The 17,253-nt window shown below is 31.6% G+C and carries 12 protein-coding genes and 1 tRNA gene; 11 read left to right on the top strand and 2 right to left on the bottom strand.

The genetic code is table 11. The features are described 5' to 3' along the window. Positions 1 to 26 precede the first annotated feature (26 nt). From ACFQ5N_RS07725 to ACFQ5N_RS07770, 10 genes are all read left to right on the top strand, one after another. Positions 27 to 99 (top strand) — tRNA-Trp (locus ACFQ5N_RS07725). Between the two features lie 14 nt (positions 100 to 113). Next, positions 114 to 302, top strand: coding sequence for a preprotein translocase subunit SecE (secE, locus tag ACFQ5N_RS07730; RefSeq protein WP_386808910.1), 189 nt, complete (start codon positions 114 to 116; stop codon positions 300 to 302). Positions 303 to 315: 13 nt separating this feature from the next. Then, complete coding sequence (gene nusG / locus ACFQ5N_RS07735) at positions 316 to 867, top strand: transcription termination/antitermination protein NusG (protein WP_386808911.1); 552 nt, start codon at positions 316 to 318, stop codon at positions 865 to 867. A 71-nt stretch (positions 868 to 938) separates the two neighbouring features. Next, complete coding sequence (gene rplK / locus ACFQ5N_RS07740; RefSeq protein WP_386808912.1) at positions 939 to 1,382, top strand: 50S ribosomal protein L11; 444 nt, start codon at positions 939 to 941, stop codon at positions 1,380 to 1,382. A gap of 15 nt (positions 1,383 to 1,397) precedes the next feature. Then, positions 1,398 to 2,087, top strand: a complete 690-nt coding sequence (gene rplA / locus ACFQ5N_RS07745; protein ID WP_386808913.1) for a 50S ribosomal protein L1 — start codon at positions 1,398 to 1,400, stop codon at positions 2,085 to 2,087. Positions 2,088 to 2,108: 21 nt separating this feature from the next. Beyond that, a complete protein-coding gene (gene rplJ / locus ACFQ5N_RS07750; protein ID WP_386808914.1) occupies positions 2,109 to 2,627 on the top strand; it encodes a 50S ribosomal protein L10 in 519 nt (172 codons plus the stop codon). Positions 2,628 to 2,669: 42 nt separating this feature from the next. Beyond that, positions 2,670 to 3,041 (top strand): 50S ribosomal protein L7/L12, encoded by a 372-nt coding sequence (rplL, locus tag ACFQ5N_RS07755; RefSeq protein ID WP_386808915.1) that lies wholly within the window; start codon positions 2,670 to 2,672, stop codon positions 3,039 to 3,041. 120 nt (positions 3,042 to 3,161) lie between these two features. Beyond that, on the top strand, positions 3,162 to 6,977 hold the full coding sequence (gene rpoB, locus ACFQ5N_RS07760) for a DNA-directed RNA polymerase subunit beta (protein WP_386808916.1): 3,816 nt from the start codon (positions 3,162 to 3,164) through the stop codon (positions 6,975 to 6,977). 80 nt (positions 6,978 to 7,057) lie between these two features. Beyond that, positions 7,058 to 11,332, top strand: a complete 4,275-nt coding sequence (rpoC, locus tag ACFQ5N_RS07765) for a DNA-directed RNA polymerase subunit beta' (protein WP_386808917.1) — start codon at positions 7,058 to 7,060, stop codon at positions 11,330 to 11,332. A gap of 2 nt (positions 11,333 to 11,334) precedes the next feature. Next, complete coding sequence (locus ACFQ5N_RS07770) at positions 11,335 to 11,649, top strand: DUF3467 domain-containing protein (RefSeq protein ID WP_386808918.1); 315 nt, start codon at positions 11,335 to 11,337, stop codon at positions 11,647 to 11,649. A 35-nt stretch (positions 11,650 to 11,684) separates the two neighbouring features. On the opposite strand, the gene ACFQ5N_RS07775 is transcribed toward ACFQ5N_RS07770, so the two are convergent. After that, positions 11,685 to 13,184: an aminotransferase-like domain-containing protein gene (locus ACFQ5N_RS07775; RefSeq protein ID WP_386808919.1), complete on the bottom strand. Its 1,500-nt coding sequence runs from the start codon at positions 13,182 to 13,184 to the stop codon at positions 11,685 to 11,687. A gap of 66 nt (positions 13,185 to 13,250) precedes the next feature. Here ACFQ5N_RS07775 and ACFQ5N_RS07780 point away from each other — a divergent pair, with 66 nt between their 5' ends. Next, on the top strand, positions 13,251 to 15,071 hold the full coding sequence (locus ACFQ5N_RS07780; RefSeq protein ID WP_386808920.1) for a TonB-dependent receptor plug domain-containing protein: 1,821 nt from the start codon (positions 13,251 to 13,253) through the stop codon (positions 15,069 to 15,071). 654 nt (positions 15,072 to 15,725) lie between these two features. Here the strand turns inward: ACFQ5N_RS07780 and hutH are convergent. Further along, the gene (hutH, locus tag ACFQ5N_RS07785; RefSeq protein WP_386808921.1) at positions 15,726 to 17,234 is read right to left on the bottom strand and encodes a histidine ammonia-lyase; all 1,509 of its coding nucleotides are present in this window, start codon (positions 17,232 to 17,234) and stop codon (positions 15,726 to 15,728) included. Positions 17,235 to 17,253: the final 19 nt, after the last annotated feature.

Raw genomic sequence — 17,253 nt, forward strand, 5'->3', positions numbered from 1 at the left:
TGCTTCTGAAAGGGAGCACCTTTCTTACGGGCGTAGCTCAGTTGGTAGAGCACTGGTCTCCAAAACCAGGTGTCGGGAGTTCGAGTCTCTCCGCCCGTGCAAAAATAAAAGAAATGAATTTAGTTAAATATATAAAAGACTCATTTGATGAGTTACGCAATAAAGTATCTTGGATTTCTTGGGAAGAAGCTCAAAAATCTACGGTAGTTGTTGCCTTATTTACAGTATTATTTGCTTTGGCTGTGTTTGCAGTAGATAAATTATTCCAATCAGGTTTAACTGAGTATTTTAAATTATTTTAATTCAAGAAATTTCATGGCTGAGTCAGTAAAAAAATGGTACGTAGTTAGAGCTATTGGTGGGCAAGAAAATAAGGTGAAATCTTATATTGAAACTGAGATATCTCGTCTAGGTATGACTGATTATGTCGCAAGTGTTTTAGTACCTACTGAAAAAGTGATTCAAGTACGTAACGGGAAAAAATTACACAAAGAAAGAGTATATTTTCCAGGTTATGTTATGATTGAAGCTAATTTAAGTGGTGAGCTTCCACATATTATAAAAGGTATTACGGGAGTTATTGGATTTTTAGGAGAAGTTAAAGGAGGTGATCCTGTTCCTATGAGAAAGTCTGAAATAAACAGAATGCTAGGTAAGGTTGATGAATTATCTGTTCAAAATGATAATGTTGCAATACCTTATGTAACTGGTGAAACTGTAAAAGTAATTGATGGTCCATTCAACGGTTTTGATGGTACTATTGAGAAAATAAATGAAGAAAAACGTAAGCTTGAGGTAATGGTGAAAATCTTTGGAAGAAAAACACCATTAGAATTAAGTTATATGCAAGTTGAAAAAATTTCATAATTGTTACAATAATAATATGATAATGCATTATGCTTCCAACTAATGTGTAGTATCTAAATTAAGATTAAAAAATGGCAAAAGAAGTTAGTAAAGTAGTAAAATTACAAGTACGTGGAGGTGCGGCAAACCCATCACCACCAGTTGGACCTGCTTTAGGTGCTGCCGGAGTTAACATTATGGAGTTCTGTAAGCAATTTAATGCAAGAACTCAAGACAAGCAAGGGAAAGTATTACCAGTAGCAATTACTGTGTATAAAGATAAATCTTTTGATTTTGTTGTTAAAACTCCACCAGCGGCTATCCAAATTTTAGAAGCAGCGAAAGTAAAAAAAGGTTCTTCAGAACCTAATCGTAACAAGGTAGCAACAGTTACTTGGGACCAATTGAAAGTTATTGCTGAAGACAAAATGGTAGATTTAAATGCATTTACTGTAGAGTCAGCTATGTTAATGATGGCAGGTACAGCTCGTTCAATGGGTATTAAAGTAAAGGGAGAAGCTCCAGTTAAACAATAAAACAGTTATTAAAAAATGGCAAAATTAACAAAAAAGCAAAAAGAAGCGCAAGCAAAGGTTGATAGAAATCAAGCTTTATCTTTAAAAGATGCTTCTGCTTTAGTAAAAGAAATTACTAGCGTAAATTTTGATGCATCTATTGACTTAGCTGTGAGATTGGGAGTTGATCCTCGTAAAGCCAATCAAATGGTTAGAGGTGTAGTAACTTTACCACACGGTACAGGTAAGGATGTTAAAGTTTTAGCATTGGTAACTCCAGATAAAGAAGCAGATGCTACAGCAGCAGGTGCTGATTATGTTGGATTAGATGAATACCTTCAAAAAATTAAAGAAGGATGGACAGATGTTGACGTTATTATTACAATGCCAAGTGTAATGGGTAAATTAGGTCCTTTAGGTCGTGTTTTAGGACCAAGAGGTTTAATGCCAAACCCAAAAACTGGTACGGTAACAATGGATGTTGCAAAAGCTGTTAAAGAAGTAAAAGCAGGTAAAATTGACTTTAGAGTTGATAAAACAGGAATTGTGCACGCTGCAATTGGAAAAGCATCTTTTGATGCTGATAAAATTTATGAAAATGCAGAGGAATTAATTCAAACTTTAATTAAATTAAAACCTACAGCTTCAAAAGGAACTTACGTTAAAAGTATATTTATTTCAAGTACGATGAGTCCTAGTATTAATGTTGATATTAAATCAGTTTAATATAGTTAAATCTTATTAATTATGACGAGAGAAGAAAAATCACAAGTAATAGAAGTTTTAACATCACAGTTAACTGAAGGAAATATTATCTATTTAGCAGATATCTCAGGATTGAATGCTTTAGATACATCTAATTTACGTAGAGCTTGTTTTAAAGCCAATGTAAAATTAGCTGTTGTTAAAAATAGTTTGCTTGAAAAAGCAATGGAAAAATCTGATAAAGATTTTGGTGAATTACCAGAAACTTTAAAAGGAAATACATCTTTAATGATTTCTGATACTGGTAATGCACCAGCAAAAGTAATTAAAGAATTCCGTAAAAAATCTGATAAGCCTGTTTTAAAAGGAGCTTATGTTGAAGAGGCAATTTATGTTGGAGATGACCAATTAGAAGCTTTAGTTAATATTAAATCTAAAGAAGAATTAATTGGAGATATTATTGGATTGTTACAATCACCAGCTAAAACTGTTGTTTCAGCATTACAGTCTGGAGGTAATACTCTAACAGGTATTCTTAAAACATTATCAGAGAAAGAATAAGCGCACTAATAAACTAATATAATAAAAATTAAACAAAGAGAAATGGCAGATTTAAAAGATTTCGCAGAACAACTTGTTAACTTAACAGTAAAAGAAGTAAATGAGTTAGCTAATATTTTAAAAGACGAATATGGTATTGAGCCAGCAGCAGCAGCAGCAGTAGCTGTAGCAGGTCCAGCAGCAGGAGAAGCAGCTGATGAGCAAACTGAATTCGACGTAATTTTAAAAGCAGCAGGTGGTTCTAAATTAGCAGTTGTAAAACTTGTTAAAGAATTAACTGGATTAGGATTAAAAGAAGCTAAAGGTGTTGTAGATAGCGCACCTGCACCAGTAAAAGAAGGTGTTTCTAAAGAAGAAGCTGAAGGATTAAAAGCTTCATTAGAAGAAGCTGGAGCTGAGGTTGAGCTTAAATAAGCTTACAACAGTTAACACAATTTAAGGTTTAGGTCTGGGGTTACCCTAAGACCTAAACCATTTTGCGTATATATTCGTTCTTACTATTATAATAGTTTTTTTAACTAAAATTTTTGTCCATTGGCACCTAAAAATTTCACCGAAAGAATAAACTTTGCTTCAGCTAAATTGGTAATGGAATATCCTGATTTCTTAGATATTCAAGTTAAATCATTTCAAGATTTCTTCCAATTAAAAACAAAGGCTGACGAACGAAGTACCGAAGGATTATATAAAACCTTCCTTGACAACTTCCCAATTACTGATACTCGTAACCAATTTGTGTTAGAGTTTATCGATTATTTTGTTGATCCTCCAAGATATTCTATTCAAGAATGTATTGAAAGAGGTTTAACGTACTGTGTTCCTTTAAAAGCACGGTTAAAATTATATTGTACTGACCCTGAACATGAAGATTTTGAAACTATTGTTCAAGATGTTTATTTAGGTACAATTCCTTATATGACTCACAGTGGTACCTTTGTAATTAATGGTGCTGAAAGAGTTGTTGTTTCACAATTACACCGTTCACCTGGTGTGTTTTTCGGGCAATCGTTCCACGCAAACGGAACTAAATTATACTCTGCAAGAGTAATTCCTTTTAAAGGTTCTTGGATTGAGTTTGCAACAGATATCAATCAAGTAATGTATGCTTATATTGATAGAAAGAAAAAATTACCTGTAACTACATTGTTTAGAGCAATTGGTTATGAAAGAGATAAAGATATTCTTGAGATTTTTGATCTTGCTGAAGAAGTGAAAGTTTCTAAAAGTGGAATTAAAAAAGTATTAGGAAGAAAATTAGCTGCGCGTGTTTTAAAAACATGGTTTGAAGATTTTGTTGATGAGGATACTGGTGAGGTAGTTTCTATTGAAAGAAACGAAATTATTTTAGATAGAGATACAATTTTAGAAAAAGATCAAATTGAAGAAATTGTTGATTCAGGTGCTAAAACCATTTTACTTCATAAAGAAGATAATGAAATGGCTGATTATGCAATTATTCATAATACACTTCAAAAAGATCCAACAAACTCTGAAAAAGAAGCTGTAGAACATATTTATAGACAATTACGTAATGCTGAACCGCCAGATTTTGAAACGGCAAAAGGTATTATTGATAAATTATTCTTTTCTGAACAACGTTATAACTTAGGTGAAGTTGGTCGTTATAGAATGAATAAAAAGTTAGGACTTAATGAAGATATTGATCAAAAAGTTTTAACAAAATTAGATATTATTACTATTATCAAAAACTTGATAAAATTAGTAAATTCTAAAGCTGAAGTTGATGATATTGACCACCTTTCTAATCGTCGTGTTAGAACTGTTGGTGAGCAGTTAGCTAGTCAATTTGGTGTTGGGTTATCTCGTATGGCTCGTACTATTCGTGAGCGTATGAACGTTCGTGACAATGAGGTGTTTACACCTATTGATTTGATTAATGCTAAAACATTATCATCTGTTATTAACTCATTCTTTGGTACAAACCAGTTATCTCAATTTATGGATCAAACAAATCCATTAGCTGAGATTACTCATAAGCGTCGTTTATCGGCACTTGGACCAGGTGGTTTATCAAGAGAAAGAGCAGGATTTGAGGTTCGTGATGTTCACTATACACATTACGGTCGTTTATGTCCTATTGAAACACCTGAGGGACCAAATATTGGTTTAATTTCATCATTATCAGTATTTGCGAAAGTAAATAACTTAGGATTTATTGAAACTCCTTATAGAGAGGTTGTTGATGGTAGTGTAAATATTGCCGAAGAGCCTAGATATTTAAGTGCTGAAGAAGAAGAAGGAATGAAATTTGCACAGTCAAATCTTCCTTTAGATGAAACAGGTAAATTTGTTGCTGAGAAAGTGATTGTTCGTGAAGAGGCAGATTATCCAGTTGTTGACCCTACACAGGTTAATTATATGGATGTTGCTCCTAATCAAATTGCATCTATTTCTGCATCTTTAATTCCATTCTTGGAACATGATGATGCCAACCGTGCATTGATGGGATCGAATATGATGCGTCAGGCTGTACCATTATTAAAACCTGAATCTCCAATTGTAGGTACTGGTTTAGAGCGTAGAGTTGCTAAAGATTCACGTATTTTAATTAATGCTGAAGGTGCTGGAGTTGTTGAATATGTAGATGCTGATAAAATTGAGATTAAATACGATTCTACTGAAGAAGAACGTATGGTTAGTTTTGAAGGTGATTCAAAAACATACAACTTAATTAAATTTAGAAAAACAAATCAAGGAACTTCTATTAACCTAAAACCTATTGTCCAAAAAGGAGATAGAGTTGTTGAAGGTCAAGTTCTTTGTGAAGGATATGCAACACAACAAGGTGAATTAGCCTTGGGAAGAAATATGAAAGTAGCCTTTATGCCTTGGAAAGGGTATAACTTTGAGGATGCGATTGTAATTTCAGAAAAAGTTGTAAAAGAAGATATCTTTACATCTATTCATATTGATGAATACTCAATGGATGTTAGAGATACTAAATTAGGTTCAGAAGAGTTAACAAACGATATTCCAAACGTTTCAGAAGAGGCTACTAAAGACTTAGATGAAAATGGAATGATTCGTATTGGTGCTGAAGTGAAACCTGGTGATATTTTAATTGGTAAAATTACACCAAAAGGAGAATCAGATCCTACACCTGAAGAAAAATTACTTAGAGCAATTTTTGGTGATAAAGCAGGAGATGTAAAAGATGCTTCATTAAAAGCTTCTCCTTCTTTAAGAGGTGTTGTTATTGATAAAAAATTATTTGAACGTGCTGTTAAAGATAAATCTAAACGTGCACAGGATAAAGTTAGTATTGCTAATTTAGAAAGTAAGTATACTGCGAAGTTAGAAGACTTAAGAGCTGTTTTAACTGAGAAATTATTTACTTTAATTAGTGGAAAAACTTCTCAAGGAGTACTAAATGATTTAGGAGAAGAAATTCTTTTAAAAGGTAAGAAATTTACATTGAAAATGTTAAATGCTGTACCTGATTTTAGTTACTTAGTTGGAGGAACTTGGACAACAGATGATCATATTAATACCTTAGTTACTGATTTAATTCATAACTATAAAATTAAAGTAAATGATTTACAAGGTTCTTTAAGACGTGAGAAATTTACTGTTTCAGTTGGTGATGAATTACCTGCAGGAATTTTAAAATTAGCAAAAATATACATTGCTAAAAAGCGTAAACTAAAAGTAGGTGATAAAATGGCGGGTCGTCACGGTAACAAAGGTATTGTTGCTCGTATTGTTCGTCAAGAAGATATGCCTTTCTTAGAAGACGGAACACCAGTTGATATTGTATTAAATCCACTTGGGGTACCATCACGTATGAATATTGGTCAAATTTATGAAACTGTTTTAGGATGGGCTGGTCAAAAGATTGGTAGAAAATTTGCAACACCAATTTTTGATGGAGCTTCAATTGAAGAAATTACAAAAATAACAAATGATGCAGGTGTACCTGAATTTGGACACACGTATTTATATGATGGAGGAACAGGGCAACGTTTTGATCAAAAAGCGACAGTTGGAGTTATTTATATGATTAAACTAGGTCATATGATTGATGATAAAATGCACGCACGTTCTATTGGACCATATTCATTAATTACACAACAACCATTAGGTGGTAAAGCACAATTTGGTGGTCAGCGTTTTGGTGAGATGGAGGTTTGGGCTCTTGAAGCATACGGTGCATCAAGTACACTTCGTGAAATCTTAACAGTAAAATCAGATGATGTTTTAGGTAGAGCTAAAACGTATGAATCTATTGTGAAAGGTGATGCGATGCCAGAACCAGGATTACCAGAATCATTTAACGTATTAATGCACGAGCTTAGAGGTCTTGGGTTAGACGTTAGATTAGAGGAATAACAACTAAAAAACAGTTAGAAGTTTACTTCTAACTGTTTATATATTTTTACATTTTTAAAATTCGAATCCATCATTATATTATGGCAAGAAAAAACGATAAATACACTGTAAAAAAATTTAATAAAATTTCGATTGGATTATCATCTCCAGAAGCAATTCTTGAGAAATCTAACGGAGAGGTATTAAAACCAGAAACTATTAACTATAGAACTCATAAACCTGAAAGAGATGGATTATTTTGTGAGCGAATTTTTGGCCCTATAAAAGATTTTGAATGTGCTTGTGGTAAGTACAAAAGAATTCGTTATAAGGGAATAGTTTGTGACCGTTGTGGTGTTGAAGTTACAGAGAAAAAAGTACGTAGAGACAGAGTAGGACATATTAATTTAGTTGTTCCTGTAGCTCATATCTGGTACTTTAAATCATTACCTAACAAAATGGGATACCTTTTAGGTTTACCATCTAAAAAGTTAGATATGATTATTTACTACGAGCGTTACGTGGTAATACAACCAGCAGGTGCAAAAAATGCAGAAGGAGAACCAGTACAGAAAATGGACTTCTTAACTGAGGAAGAATATTTAGATATTTTAGAATCTTTCCCAGTTGAAAATCAATATTTAGATGATAATGACCCAGATAAGTTTATTGCTAAAATGGGTGCTGAATGTTTAATTGATTTATTCAATCGTATTGATTTAGATGAATTATCTTACCAATTACGTCATAAAGCAAATACAGAAACATCTAAACAACGTAAAACTGAAGCTTTAAAAAGATTAAACGTTGTTGAATCTTTTAGAGATGCTAATAAAAATAGAGAAAATCGTCCAGAATGGATGATTATGAAAGTGATTCCGGTGACTCCACCAGAATTACGTCCTTTAGTACCATTAGATGGTGGTCGTTTTGCAACGTCAGATTTAAATGATTTATACCGAAGAGTAATTATTCGTAACAATCGTTTAAAAAGGTTAGTTGAAATTAAGGCTCCAGAAGTTATTTTACGTAATGAAAAACGTATGTTACAAGAATCTGTAGATTCATTATTTGATAACACACGTAAGTCTTCAGCAGTAAAAACTGAATCTAACAGACCATTAAAATCATTATCAGATTCATTAAAAGGTAAACAAGGACGTTTCCGTCAAAACCTTTTAGGAAAACGTGTTGATTATTCTGCACGTTCTGTAATTGTTGTTGGACCAGAATTAAAATTATACGAATGTGGATTGCCAAAAGATATGGCAGCTGAATTATACAAACCTTTTGTAATTAGAAAATTAATTGAAAGAGGAATTGTAAAAACAGTAAAATCTGCAAAGAAAATTATAGATAAAAGAGAACCAGTTGTTTGGGATATATTAGAGAATGTTTTAAAAGGACATCCTGTAATGTTAAACCGTGCACCTACGCTTCACCGTTTAGGTATACAAGCTTTTCAACCAAAATTAATTGAAGGAAAAGCAATTCAACTTCACCCATTAGTGTGTACGGCATTTAACGCCGATTTTGATGGGGATCAAATGGCGGTTCACTTACCATTAGGACCTGAGGCTATTTTAGAGTGTCAGTTATTAATGTTAGCATCACATAATATTTTGAACCCTGCAAATGGGGCACCGGTTACTGTACCTTCACAGGATATGGTACTTGGTTTATATTATATGACTAAAGAAAGAAAATCTACACCTGAATATCCAATTAAAGGTGAAGGTTTAACTTTTTACTCTCCTGAAGAGGTAACAATTGCTTTTAACCAAAAAGCTGTTGACTTAAATGCAAGTATTAAAGTTAGAACAAAAGACTTTAATGAAAAAGGTGAACTTGTAAATCAAATTATAGCAACTACTGTTGGTAGAGTTTTATTTAACGAAGTAGTACCTGAAGCTGCAGGATATGTAAATGAGGTATTGAATAAAAAATCATTAAGAGATATTATTGGTGAAATATTAAAAGTAACCGATGTTCCTACTACAGGAAAATTCTTAGATGACATGAAAGGAATGGGATATATGTTTGCATTCCGTGGTGGTTTATCATTTAGTTTAGGTGATATTATTATTCCGCCAGAAAAACACACAATGATTGCTGATGCAAATGCTCAAGTTGACAATATTATGGTAAACTATAATATGGGTATGTTAACAAACAAAGAGCGTTACAATCAAGTAATTGATATTTGGGGTTCTACAAACAACCGTTTGACTGAACTTTCTATGAAACGTTTGCGTGAAGACCAACAAGGATTCAACTCTGTATTTATGATGCTTGATTCTGGTGCAAGGGGTTCTAAAGAACAAATTCGTCAGTTAACAGGTATGCGTGGATTAATGGCGAAACCTAAAAAATCTACAGCAGGTGGTGGAGAAATTATTGAGAATCCAATTCTTTCTAACTTTAAAGAAGGATTATCAATTCTTGAATACTTTATCTCAACTCACGGTGCTCGTAAAGGTTTAGCGGATACGGCATTAAAAACTGCCGATGCAGGTTATTTAACTCGTCGTTTAGTTGATGTTTCACAAGATGTTATTGTAAATGAATTTGATTGTGGTACTTTAAGAGGATTGAATGTTGAGGCGCTTAAAAAGAATGATGAAATTGTTGAATCTTTAAGTGAAAGAATTGATGGTCGTGTATCATTACACGATGTAATTGATCCAATTTCTGAAGAAGTATATGTGCGTGCAGGTGAAGAGATTTCAACTGAAATTGCAAAACGTATTGAAAATTCTCCAATTGTGAGTGTTGAAGTACGTTCAGCATTAACGTGTGAAGCTAAAAAAGGTATTTGTGCTAAATGTTATGGGCATAGTTTATCTACAAGAAAAATGGTTCAAATTGGTGAAGCTGTTGGAGTTGTTGCTGCACAGTCAATTGGTGAGCCTGGTACACAGTTAACACTAAGAACATTCCACGTTGGTGGGGTTGCAGGAAACATTTCAGAAGATAATGGTTTAATTTCTAAGTTTGGAGGTAAAGCAATTATTGATGATTTGAATACTGTAAAAGGTAAAGATAATGATGGTAATGATGTTGATATTGTAATTTCTAGAACTACTGAAATTAAATTAGTAGATGAGAAAACAGGATTAACTTTAAGTACTAACAATATTCCTTACGGTTCGTTCTTATATGTTGCAGATGGTCAAAAACTTAAGAAAGATGAATTAATTTGTAAATGGGATCCATTTAACGGTGTGATTGTTTCTGAGTTTGCAGGTACTATTCATTTTGAAAGTATTGAAAGAGGTGTTAATTACTTAGTAGAAATTGATGAACAAACAGGTTTCCAAGAAAAAGTAATTATTGAATCTAAAAATAAGAAAACAATTCCAACATTATTATTAAAAGATGACAATGATAATGTAATTAGATCTTATAACTTACCAGTAGGTGCTCACTTAATTGTTGAGGATGGTGATAAGATTAATTCAGGAATGGTAATTGTAAAAATACCACGTAAATCTGGAAGATCTGGGGATATTACAGGAGGTTTACCTCGAGTAACAGAATTATTTGAAGCTCGTAACCCTTCAAACCCAGCAGTTGTTTCGGCTATTGATGGTGTTGTTTCATTTGGTAAAATTAAGCGTGGTAATCGTGAGATTATCGTTGAGTCTAAATTAGGTGATGTAAAGAAATATTTAGTTAAACTTTCTAACCAAATTTTAGTTCAAGAGAATGATTATATCAAAGCAGGTATGCCACTTTCTGAAGGAGCTGTTACACCAAATGATATTTTAAATATTCAAGGTCCTGGAAAAGTTCAGGAATACTTAGTAAATGAAATTCAAGAGGTATATAGATTACAAGGGGTAAAAATTAACGATAAGCACTTTGAAGTAGTTGTACGTCAAATGATGCGTAAAGTTAGAATTATTGACTCTGGAGATACATTATTCTTAGAGAATGAATTAGTTCATAAGAACGACTTTATTCAAGATAATGATGAAATTTACGGAATGAAGGTTGTTGAAAATGCTGGAGATTCTGAAAATTTAAAAGAAGGTCAAATTATTACACCACGTCAGTTAAGAGATGAAAACTCTGTTTTACGTAGAGAAGACAAAGCGTTGGTTGAAGCAAGAGATGCTAGACCAGCAACAGCTGAGCAAATTTTACAAGGTATTACAAGAGCTTCATTACAAACAAAATCATTTATTTCTGCTGCTTCCTTCCAGGAAACAACAAAGGTATTAAATGAAGCTGCTGTAAGTGGTAAAGTTGATAATTTAGAAGGTCTAAAAGAGAATGTTATTGTTGGTAAACGTATTCCTGCAGGTACAGGTATGAGAATTTACGATAATATGATTGTTGGATCTAAAGATGAAATGGATTCAAGTTTTTAATTATGAGTGATCAAAAACCTAAAAATGACGGGCAAATAAATATTGAATTAGATGATCAAATGGCTGAAGGAACATATTCTAACTTAGCTATTATCAATCATTCAGTATCAGAATTTATAGTTGATTTTATTAGTGTTATGCCGGGGAGACCAAAGGCCAAAGTAAAATCAAGAATTATTTTAACGCCTCAGCACGCCAAGCGATTAGCAAAAGCATTAGCTGAAAACGTAAAAAGGTTTGAACATGCTCATGGTGAAATTAAAGACTATGAACAGCCTCCAATTCCAATGAATTTTGGACCAACTGGAGAAGCTTAAAATAAAAAAAGTCCGAACATTTGTTCGGACTTTTTTTATTTTAAAACTATCGCGTCGTAAGCAGTTTTTAATTTTGTTATCACAGGTTCAATTTCTTCATCATTTAAATGTCCAAAACCAAAACGTATGGCGCAGGTATTTTTATCTTGGTAAAGAATTGTTTTTGGTAAATGTAAACCGTGTTTTTCGGTTTCTTGGGCTAATTTTATCAATGAAATTTTTGGGTTGAATTGTAACCAAACAGCCAATCCACCAGAAGGAATTTTCCATTGTATTGTATTTGAAAAATAGGTAGTTAAAAACTGACAAAAGAGATCGCGTCTTTTTTTATAAATAACAATGTTTTTTTTCATTAGTCGGTAAATTTCACCTTCATAAATTAACTCTGAGAGCATTTGTTCTTGTATTAAATCTCCTTGCTTATCTAATAATTCTAAATAATTTTTAGCTTCTGAAATTAAATTTTCTGGCGCAATTACAAATCCGGTTTGAAAACTAGGAAATAATGATTGTCCCAATTTTCCTAAGTAAATTACCATTCCGTTGGCATCTGCACTTGCCATAGGTAACATAGGAGAACCTTCAAACTGAAAATCGTAATCAAAATCATCTTCAATTATAGCAAAACCATATTCTTTTGCAAGTTGTAATAAATCTAGCCTACGTTGTGTACTTAATTTAACAGTTGTAGGGTAATCTCTGTGTGCACAAATGTATACACATCTTATACTATTTTTTTTAAAATGTTGTTTTATGTACGTTATGTCTAAACCTTCTTTATCTACAGGAATTGTTTTTATTGTAGCGCCTGTTTGTTGAAAAATCATATTTGAAGCATAATTACTTAATTCACCAACAAGAACAACATCCTTTGGTTTTAACAGTAATTGAGATACCACGTACAAACTCATTTCTGTACTACGCGTATTTAGTAAGTTTGTTGGTTTTATATGAAAACCTCTTGTTGCATTTAAATAATTACAAAGTTGAGTTTGAAATGTTGAATTAAAAAAATCAGCTGTTTTATTCCATTTGTTCACCAATGTTTTTCGTTTCATTGCTGCGCTGTACCACCTTGTAAATTGATGTACCGGATGCAAGCGTAAATCTGGTTTACCATCATTAATTATAAATTTGGCAGATGTTGCTTCAACAGTTGAAACTAAGTGTAAAGAATTTTGAAAAGGAAATCCTGTTGTTTTTGCATAAGTATATGCTTCATTCACTTTTTGTGAAGTAGCCTTAATTTTTATAGTTGTTTGTTTTGGTTCTAAAACAAATGTGCCTTTATTTGGAATAATTTCTACCCAACCTTGAGAAGCTAACTCTTCATAAATAGCAACAGCTGTATTTCTATGTACGTTTAATAATTCACTTAACATACGTGTACCAGGAAGTTTGGTTCCTTTTGTTAAATAGCTGCGCTGAATAGCATTTACTATTTGGCCTGAAACCTGTTGGTATAAAGGTTGCAATGTAGATTTATCTACGCTAATTAGCTCTTTAAATAAATTATTAACCGGACTATCTGTCATTTTAAAACTGGACTATTTTAATCGTCCGGAAAGTTACTAATTTTGCCTCGTTTTAAATTATTATTTATGAAAATTAAAAGTACATTATTAATAGTTCTATTATTTTGTGTTGTACAATTACAAGCACAAGTAACACCAGTAAAAAAAGATACTGTTGAGTTGAAAGAAGTTGTGATTACTTCAAACCGAATTTCAGTTCCTTTTTCAAAAACTTCAAGAACAATTAACTTAATTTCTTCTGAAGCTATTTTAAAATCAGCATCAACAAATGTTTCTGATTTATTGCAAAATGTTACAGGTGTTGATGTTAGAAGGCGAGGAGTTGATGGAATGCAATCTGATTTATTTATTAGAGGTGGAAATTTTAACCAAACACTTTTGTTAATTGATGGTATAAAAATGGATGATGTTCAAACAGGTCACCATACTATGAACGGTGTTTTGTCTTTTGATGATATTGAACGAATTGAGGTTATAAAAGGTCCGGCAGCTCGTGTTTATGGTCAAAATGCTTTTACAGGTGCTGTAAATATTGTATCAAAAAAAGTTGAAGAAAATACGTTGAATGTTGGTGTTAACTACGGTTCATATAATAATGTAAAAGTTGGAGCTTCTGTTGGACAAAAATTTACTGATGGTAGTGTGTTTGCATCTGTTTCTTATCAAGAGTCAGATGGTTATAGATATAACACAGACTTTCAAAATGTAATGGCATTTTTAAAATCAAATTTTAAAAATTATACATTAACTACATCATTTGCGCAACGTAATTTTGGTGCAAACGGTTTTTATGCAAGTCCTGCTTATGTTGATCAATATGAAGAAACACAAACAAGTTTAGTTGCTTTTTCAGGAGATTATGGTTCAGAAACTGTTAAAATTAAACCTAGAATTTATTGGAGAAGAAATCAAGATATGTATTTGTTTTTAAGACAAGATCCTGATTATTACAGAAATTTACATATTTCAAATAAATTAGGTGTTGAAACCAATGTTGAAATTTCTTCAAAACTGGGGAAAACGGGTATTGGTTTTGATGCTTCAAGATCGTTTTTGGTAAGTAATAATTTAGGAGATCACAATCGTACAAGTTTTACAGGTTTTGTTGAGCAGCGTTTTGTGTTATTAAATGAAACGTTAGATATTACACCAGGAGTTGCTATAAGTTCTTATTCAGATTTTGGTACAAAAGCTTTCCCAGGGATTGATATTGGTTACAAAGTATCTGATGTGGTTAGAATTTATGGAGATATTGGTTATACATATCGTGTACCAACATTTACTGAAATGTTTTATGTTGGACCAACAACTATTGGAAACCCTGATTTAGAACCAGAATCTGCGTTGTCTGAAGAAATTGGAATTAAAATTAAAGGTTCTAATATAAATGTGAATGTAGCCTTATTTAATAGAAAATCTGAAAATTTAATTGATTGGTCAAAAGACAATGAAGAAGATAAATGGGAAACAAGAAATTTTAGTGAAGTAAAAACAAACGGAATTGAGACGTCTGTGAATTATAATTTTGATTTATTGAATTTCAATCAAAATTTACAAATTGCTTATACATATATTAATGATGAAATTTTAGATGCCGGTGTTGAATTTACACGTTACTCTTTAAATAGTATTAAACATCAATTTAATACAGGTTTTAATTTTCAATTTTGTTCAATTTTCACTCAAAATATTTCATATAGATACGTTGAACGTACCGATGGTGAAAGCTATAATGTGATGGATGCGAGAGTTTCTGCAAACTTAAATAATGGTCTACAGTTATCGTTTATAGCAAATAATATATTTAATACAGAATATACAGAAACTAATTTGGTGCCAATGCCTAAAGGAAACGTTATGTTTGGCGTAAAATACCGTATTTATTAGTGTATTTCATTTAAGTTTTTGTTCAGTTATTTTAATTGAAATTTATATATCATTTTTTTCTATATAGCTATAATTTTTTAAGATAACTATATGTGTTTTAAAACTTTAGTTATGTTGTAAATTTGCAGTCAGAATTACAAAATAACTAAGAAATGAAAATAGCAAAAAGAATTAAAAATCAAGATAATAAGAAAAAAAGTATAACATTAGATTTTAGAAATACTAAGAGTTCTACTTGGAATAGCAAAAGAAGATTTGTATTTTAATTATAGATTAATTGTAAAAAAAGCTAAACAGAAATGTTTAGCTTTTTTTTGTTAAATCTTAACGGAAAATTAAAGAGTTGCTAATTTCTAAATAATTTTGGTCAATTTTTTAATATTTTTATGTTGGAATTGTATAAATTTCAATTCCGTATGTGAAAAAATTGTTAAATGTTAATTTTGGTAAAAATAATCGTTAAAATATTGTGAAAAACACAATTTTAGGCTTGTGGTTATTTCAAATTATGCCTATATTTGAATAGAATTAATAAATATAATAACCGCTTAATAAAATATAAAAAGTATAAGAGTAGAAAAAGAATATCATTGTAAATTGTTTGAATTAAAAGCGATAGGCAAACCTATCGCTTTTTGTTTTTAAACAGTTTATTTAAAATAATTCTTCTGTGTCTATTTCTAAATTTTTAATAAATATTACTGTCTTTTTTATTTCTGAACTTAAAACAATATCATTTTCAATAAAAGCTACTTCAGTTCGATACGATTGCAAAAATGATTCTAAAAATGGAGATGATTTTACTGGATTTCTAAAATGCAAAGCTTGTGAGGCATTTAACAATTCTATTGCTAAAATGGTTTCAATATTGTCTACTACTTTTTTTGCTTTTGTAGCTCCATTTGCTCCCATACTTACGTGATCTTCTTGTCCGTTACTTGAAACTATTGAATCTATGGATGCTGGAGTGGCTAATTGTTTATTTTGACTTACAATACTTGCTGCCGTGTATTGTGGAATCATAAAACCACTATTTAATCCAGGGTTTTTAACCAAGAAAGGAGGTAAGCCGCGTAAACCAGAAACTAATTGAAATGTTCTTCGTTCAGAAATGTTTCCTAATTCTGCCATTGCAATACTTAAAAAATCAAATGCCAATGCTAATGGCTGTCCATGAAAATTTCCTCCTGAAATAATTTCATCAGTTTCAATAAAAATATTTGGATTGTCGGTTACAGAATTTATTTCGGTTAAAAATGTTTGTTTGCAATATTCCAAGGCATCTTTGCTTGCTCCGTGTACCTGAGGCATACATCTAAATGAATAAGGATCTTGCACGTGTTCTTTAGTAGCATTAATTAATTCACTATTTTCTAAAAATTCTTGTATGCGTTTTGCAGTTTTTATTTGACCTGAATGTGGTCTTATTTGATGTATCAATTCATTAAAAGGTGAATTTCTTCCGTCAAAAGCTTCTAAAGATAAAGCTCCAATTAAATCGGCTAAATACGAAAGTTTATATGATTTTAATATGAGCGAAACTCCATACGCACTCATAAATTGTGTGCCGTTTAATAAAGCCAATCCTTCTTTTGATTTTAATTGAATACTTTTCCAATTAAAAATTTGTAAAACTTTTGCTCCTGTTAATTTTTCATCTTTGTAATAAACTTCTCCTTTTCCAATAAGCGGTAACGCTAAATGTGCCAATGGAGCCAAATCTCCTGAAGCACCCAATGAACCTTGTGTATAAACAACGGGTATAATATCGTTATTGTAAAAGTCAATTAACCGTTGTACTGTTTGTACTTGTACGCCTGAGAATCCATAGTTTAAAGATTGAATTTTTAGAAATAGCATTAGTTTTACAATTTCTTTCGGAACTTCAGTGCCTGTACCACAAGCGTGGCTCATCACTAAATTCTCTTGAAGTAATTGTAGGTTTTCGCTATTAATTTTTACATTACATAAAGATCCAAATCCAGTGTTAATTCCATAGATAGGTGCAGAATCTTTTTTTATTTTATCATCTAAATAGTTTCTGCAATTTTCAATCCTTTCAATTGCTTTTTTTGAAAGCTCTAATTTTTGGTTTGAAAAAATAAGATTATTTAATAATTCAAAAGTTATGGGCTTATTATCTATAAAATGTATGTTACTCATTTGCTATTTTTATTTGATT

This window comes from Lutibacter holmesii (genome assembly GCF_042679665.1).
In the GTDB taxonomy this organism is placed as follows: Bacteria; Bacteroidota; Bacteroidia; order Flavobacteriales; family Flavobacteriaceae; genus Lutibacter; species Lutibacter holmesii.

Bases quoted from the DNA above. Each gene is read 5' to 3' on its own strand.
- rpoC (WP_386808917.1), top strand. From the start codon at position 7,058: ATGGCAAGAAAAAACGATAAATACACTGTAAAAAAATTTAATAAAATT.
- rplA (WP_386808913.1), top strand. From the start codon at position 1,398: ATGGCAAAATTAACAAAAAAGCAAAAAGAAGCGCAAGCAAAGGTTGAT.
- hutH (WP_386808921.1), bottom strand. From the start codon at position 17,234: ATGAGTAACATACATTTTATAGATAATAAGCCCATAACTTTTGAATTA.
- rplK (WP_386808912.1), top strand. From the start codon at position 939: ATGGCAAAAGAAGTTAGTAAAGTAGTAAAATTACAAGTACGTGGAGGT.
- ACFQ5N_RS07770 (WP_386808918.1), top strand. From the start codon at position 11,335: ATGAGTGATCAAAAACCTAAAAATGACGGGCAAATAAATATTGAATTA.
- nusG (WP_386808911.1), top strand. From the start codon at position 316: ATGGCTGAGTCAGTAAAAAAATGGTACGTAGTTAGAGCTATTGGTGGG.
- ACFQ5N_RS07775 (WP_386808919.1), bottom strand. From the start codon at position 13,184: ATGACAGATAGTCCGGTTAATAATTTATTTAAAGAGCTAATTAGCGTA.
- ACFQ5N_RS07780 (WP_386808920.1), top strand. From the start codon at position 13,251: ATGAAAATTAAAAGTACATTATTAATAGTTCTATTATTTTGTGTTGTA.
- rplJ (WP_386808914.1), top strand. From the start codon at position 2,109: ATGACGAGAGAAGAAAAATCACAAGTAATAGAAGTTTTAACATCACAG.
- secE (WP_386808910.1), top strand. From the start codon at position 114: ATGAATTTAGTTAAATATATAAAAGACTCATTTGATGAGTTACGCAAT.
- rplL (WP_386808915.1), top strand. From the start codon at position 2,670: ATGGCAGATTTAAAAGATTTCGCAGAACAACTTGTTAACTTAACAGTA.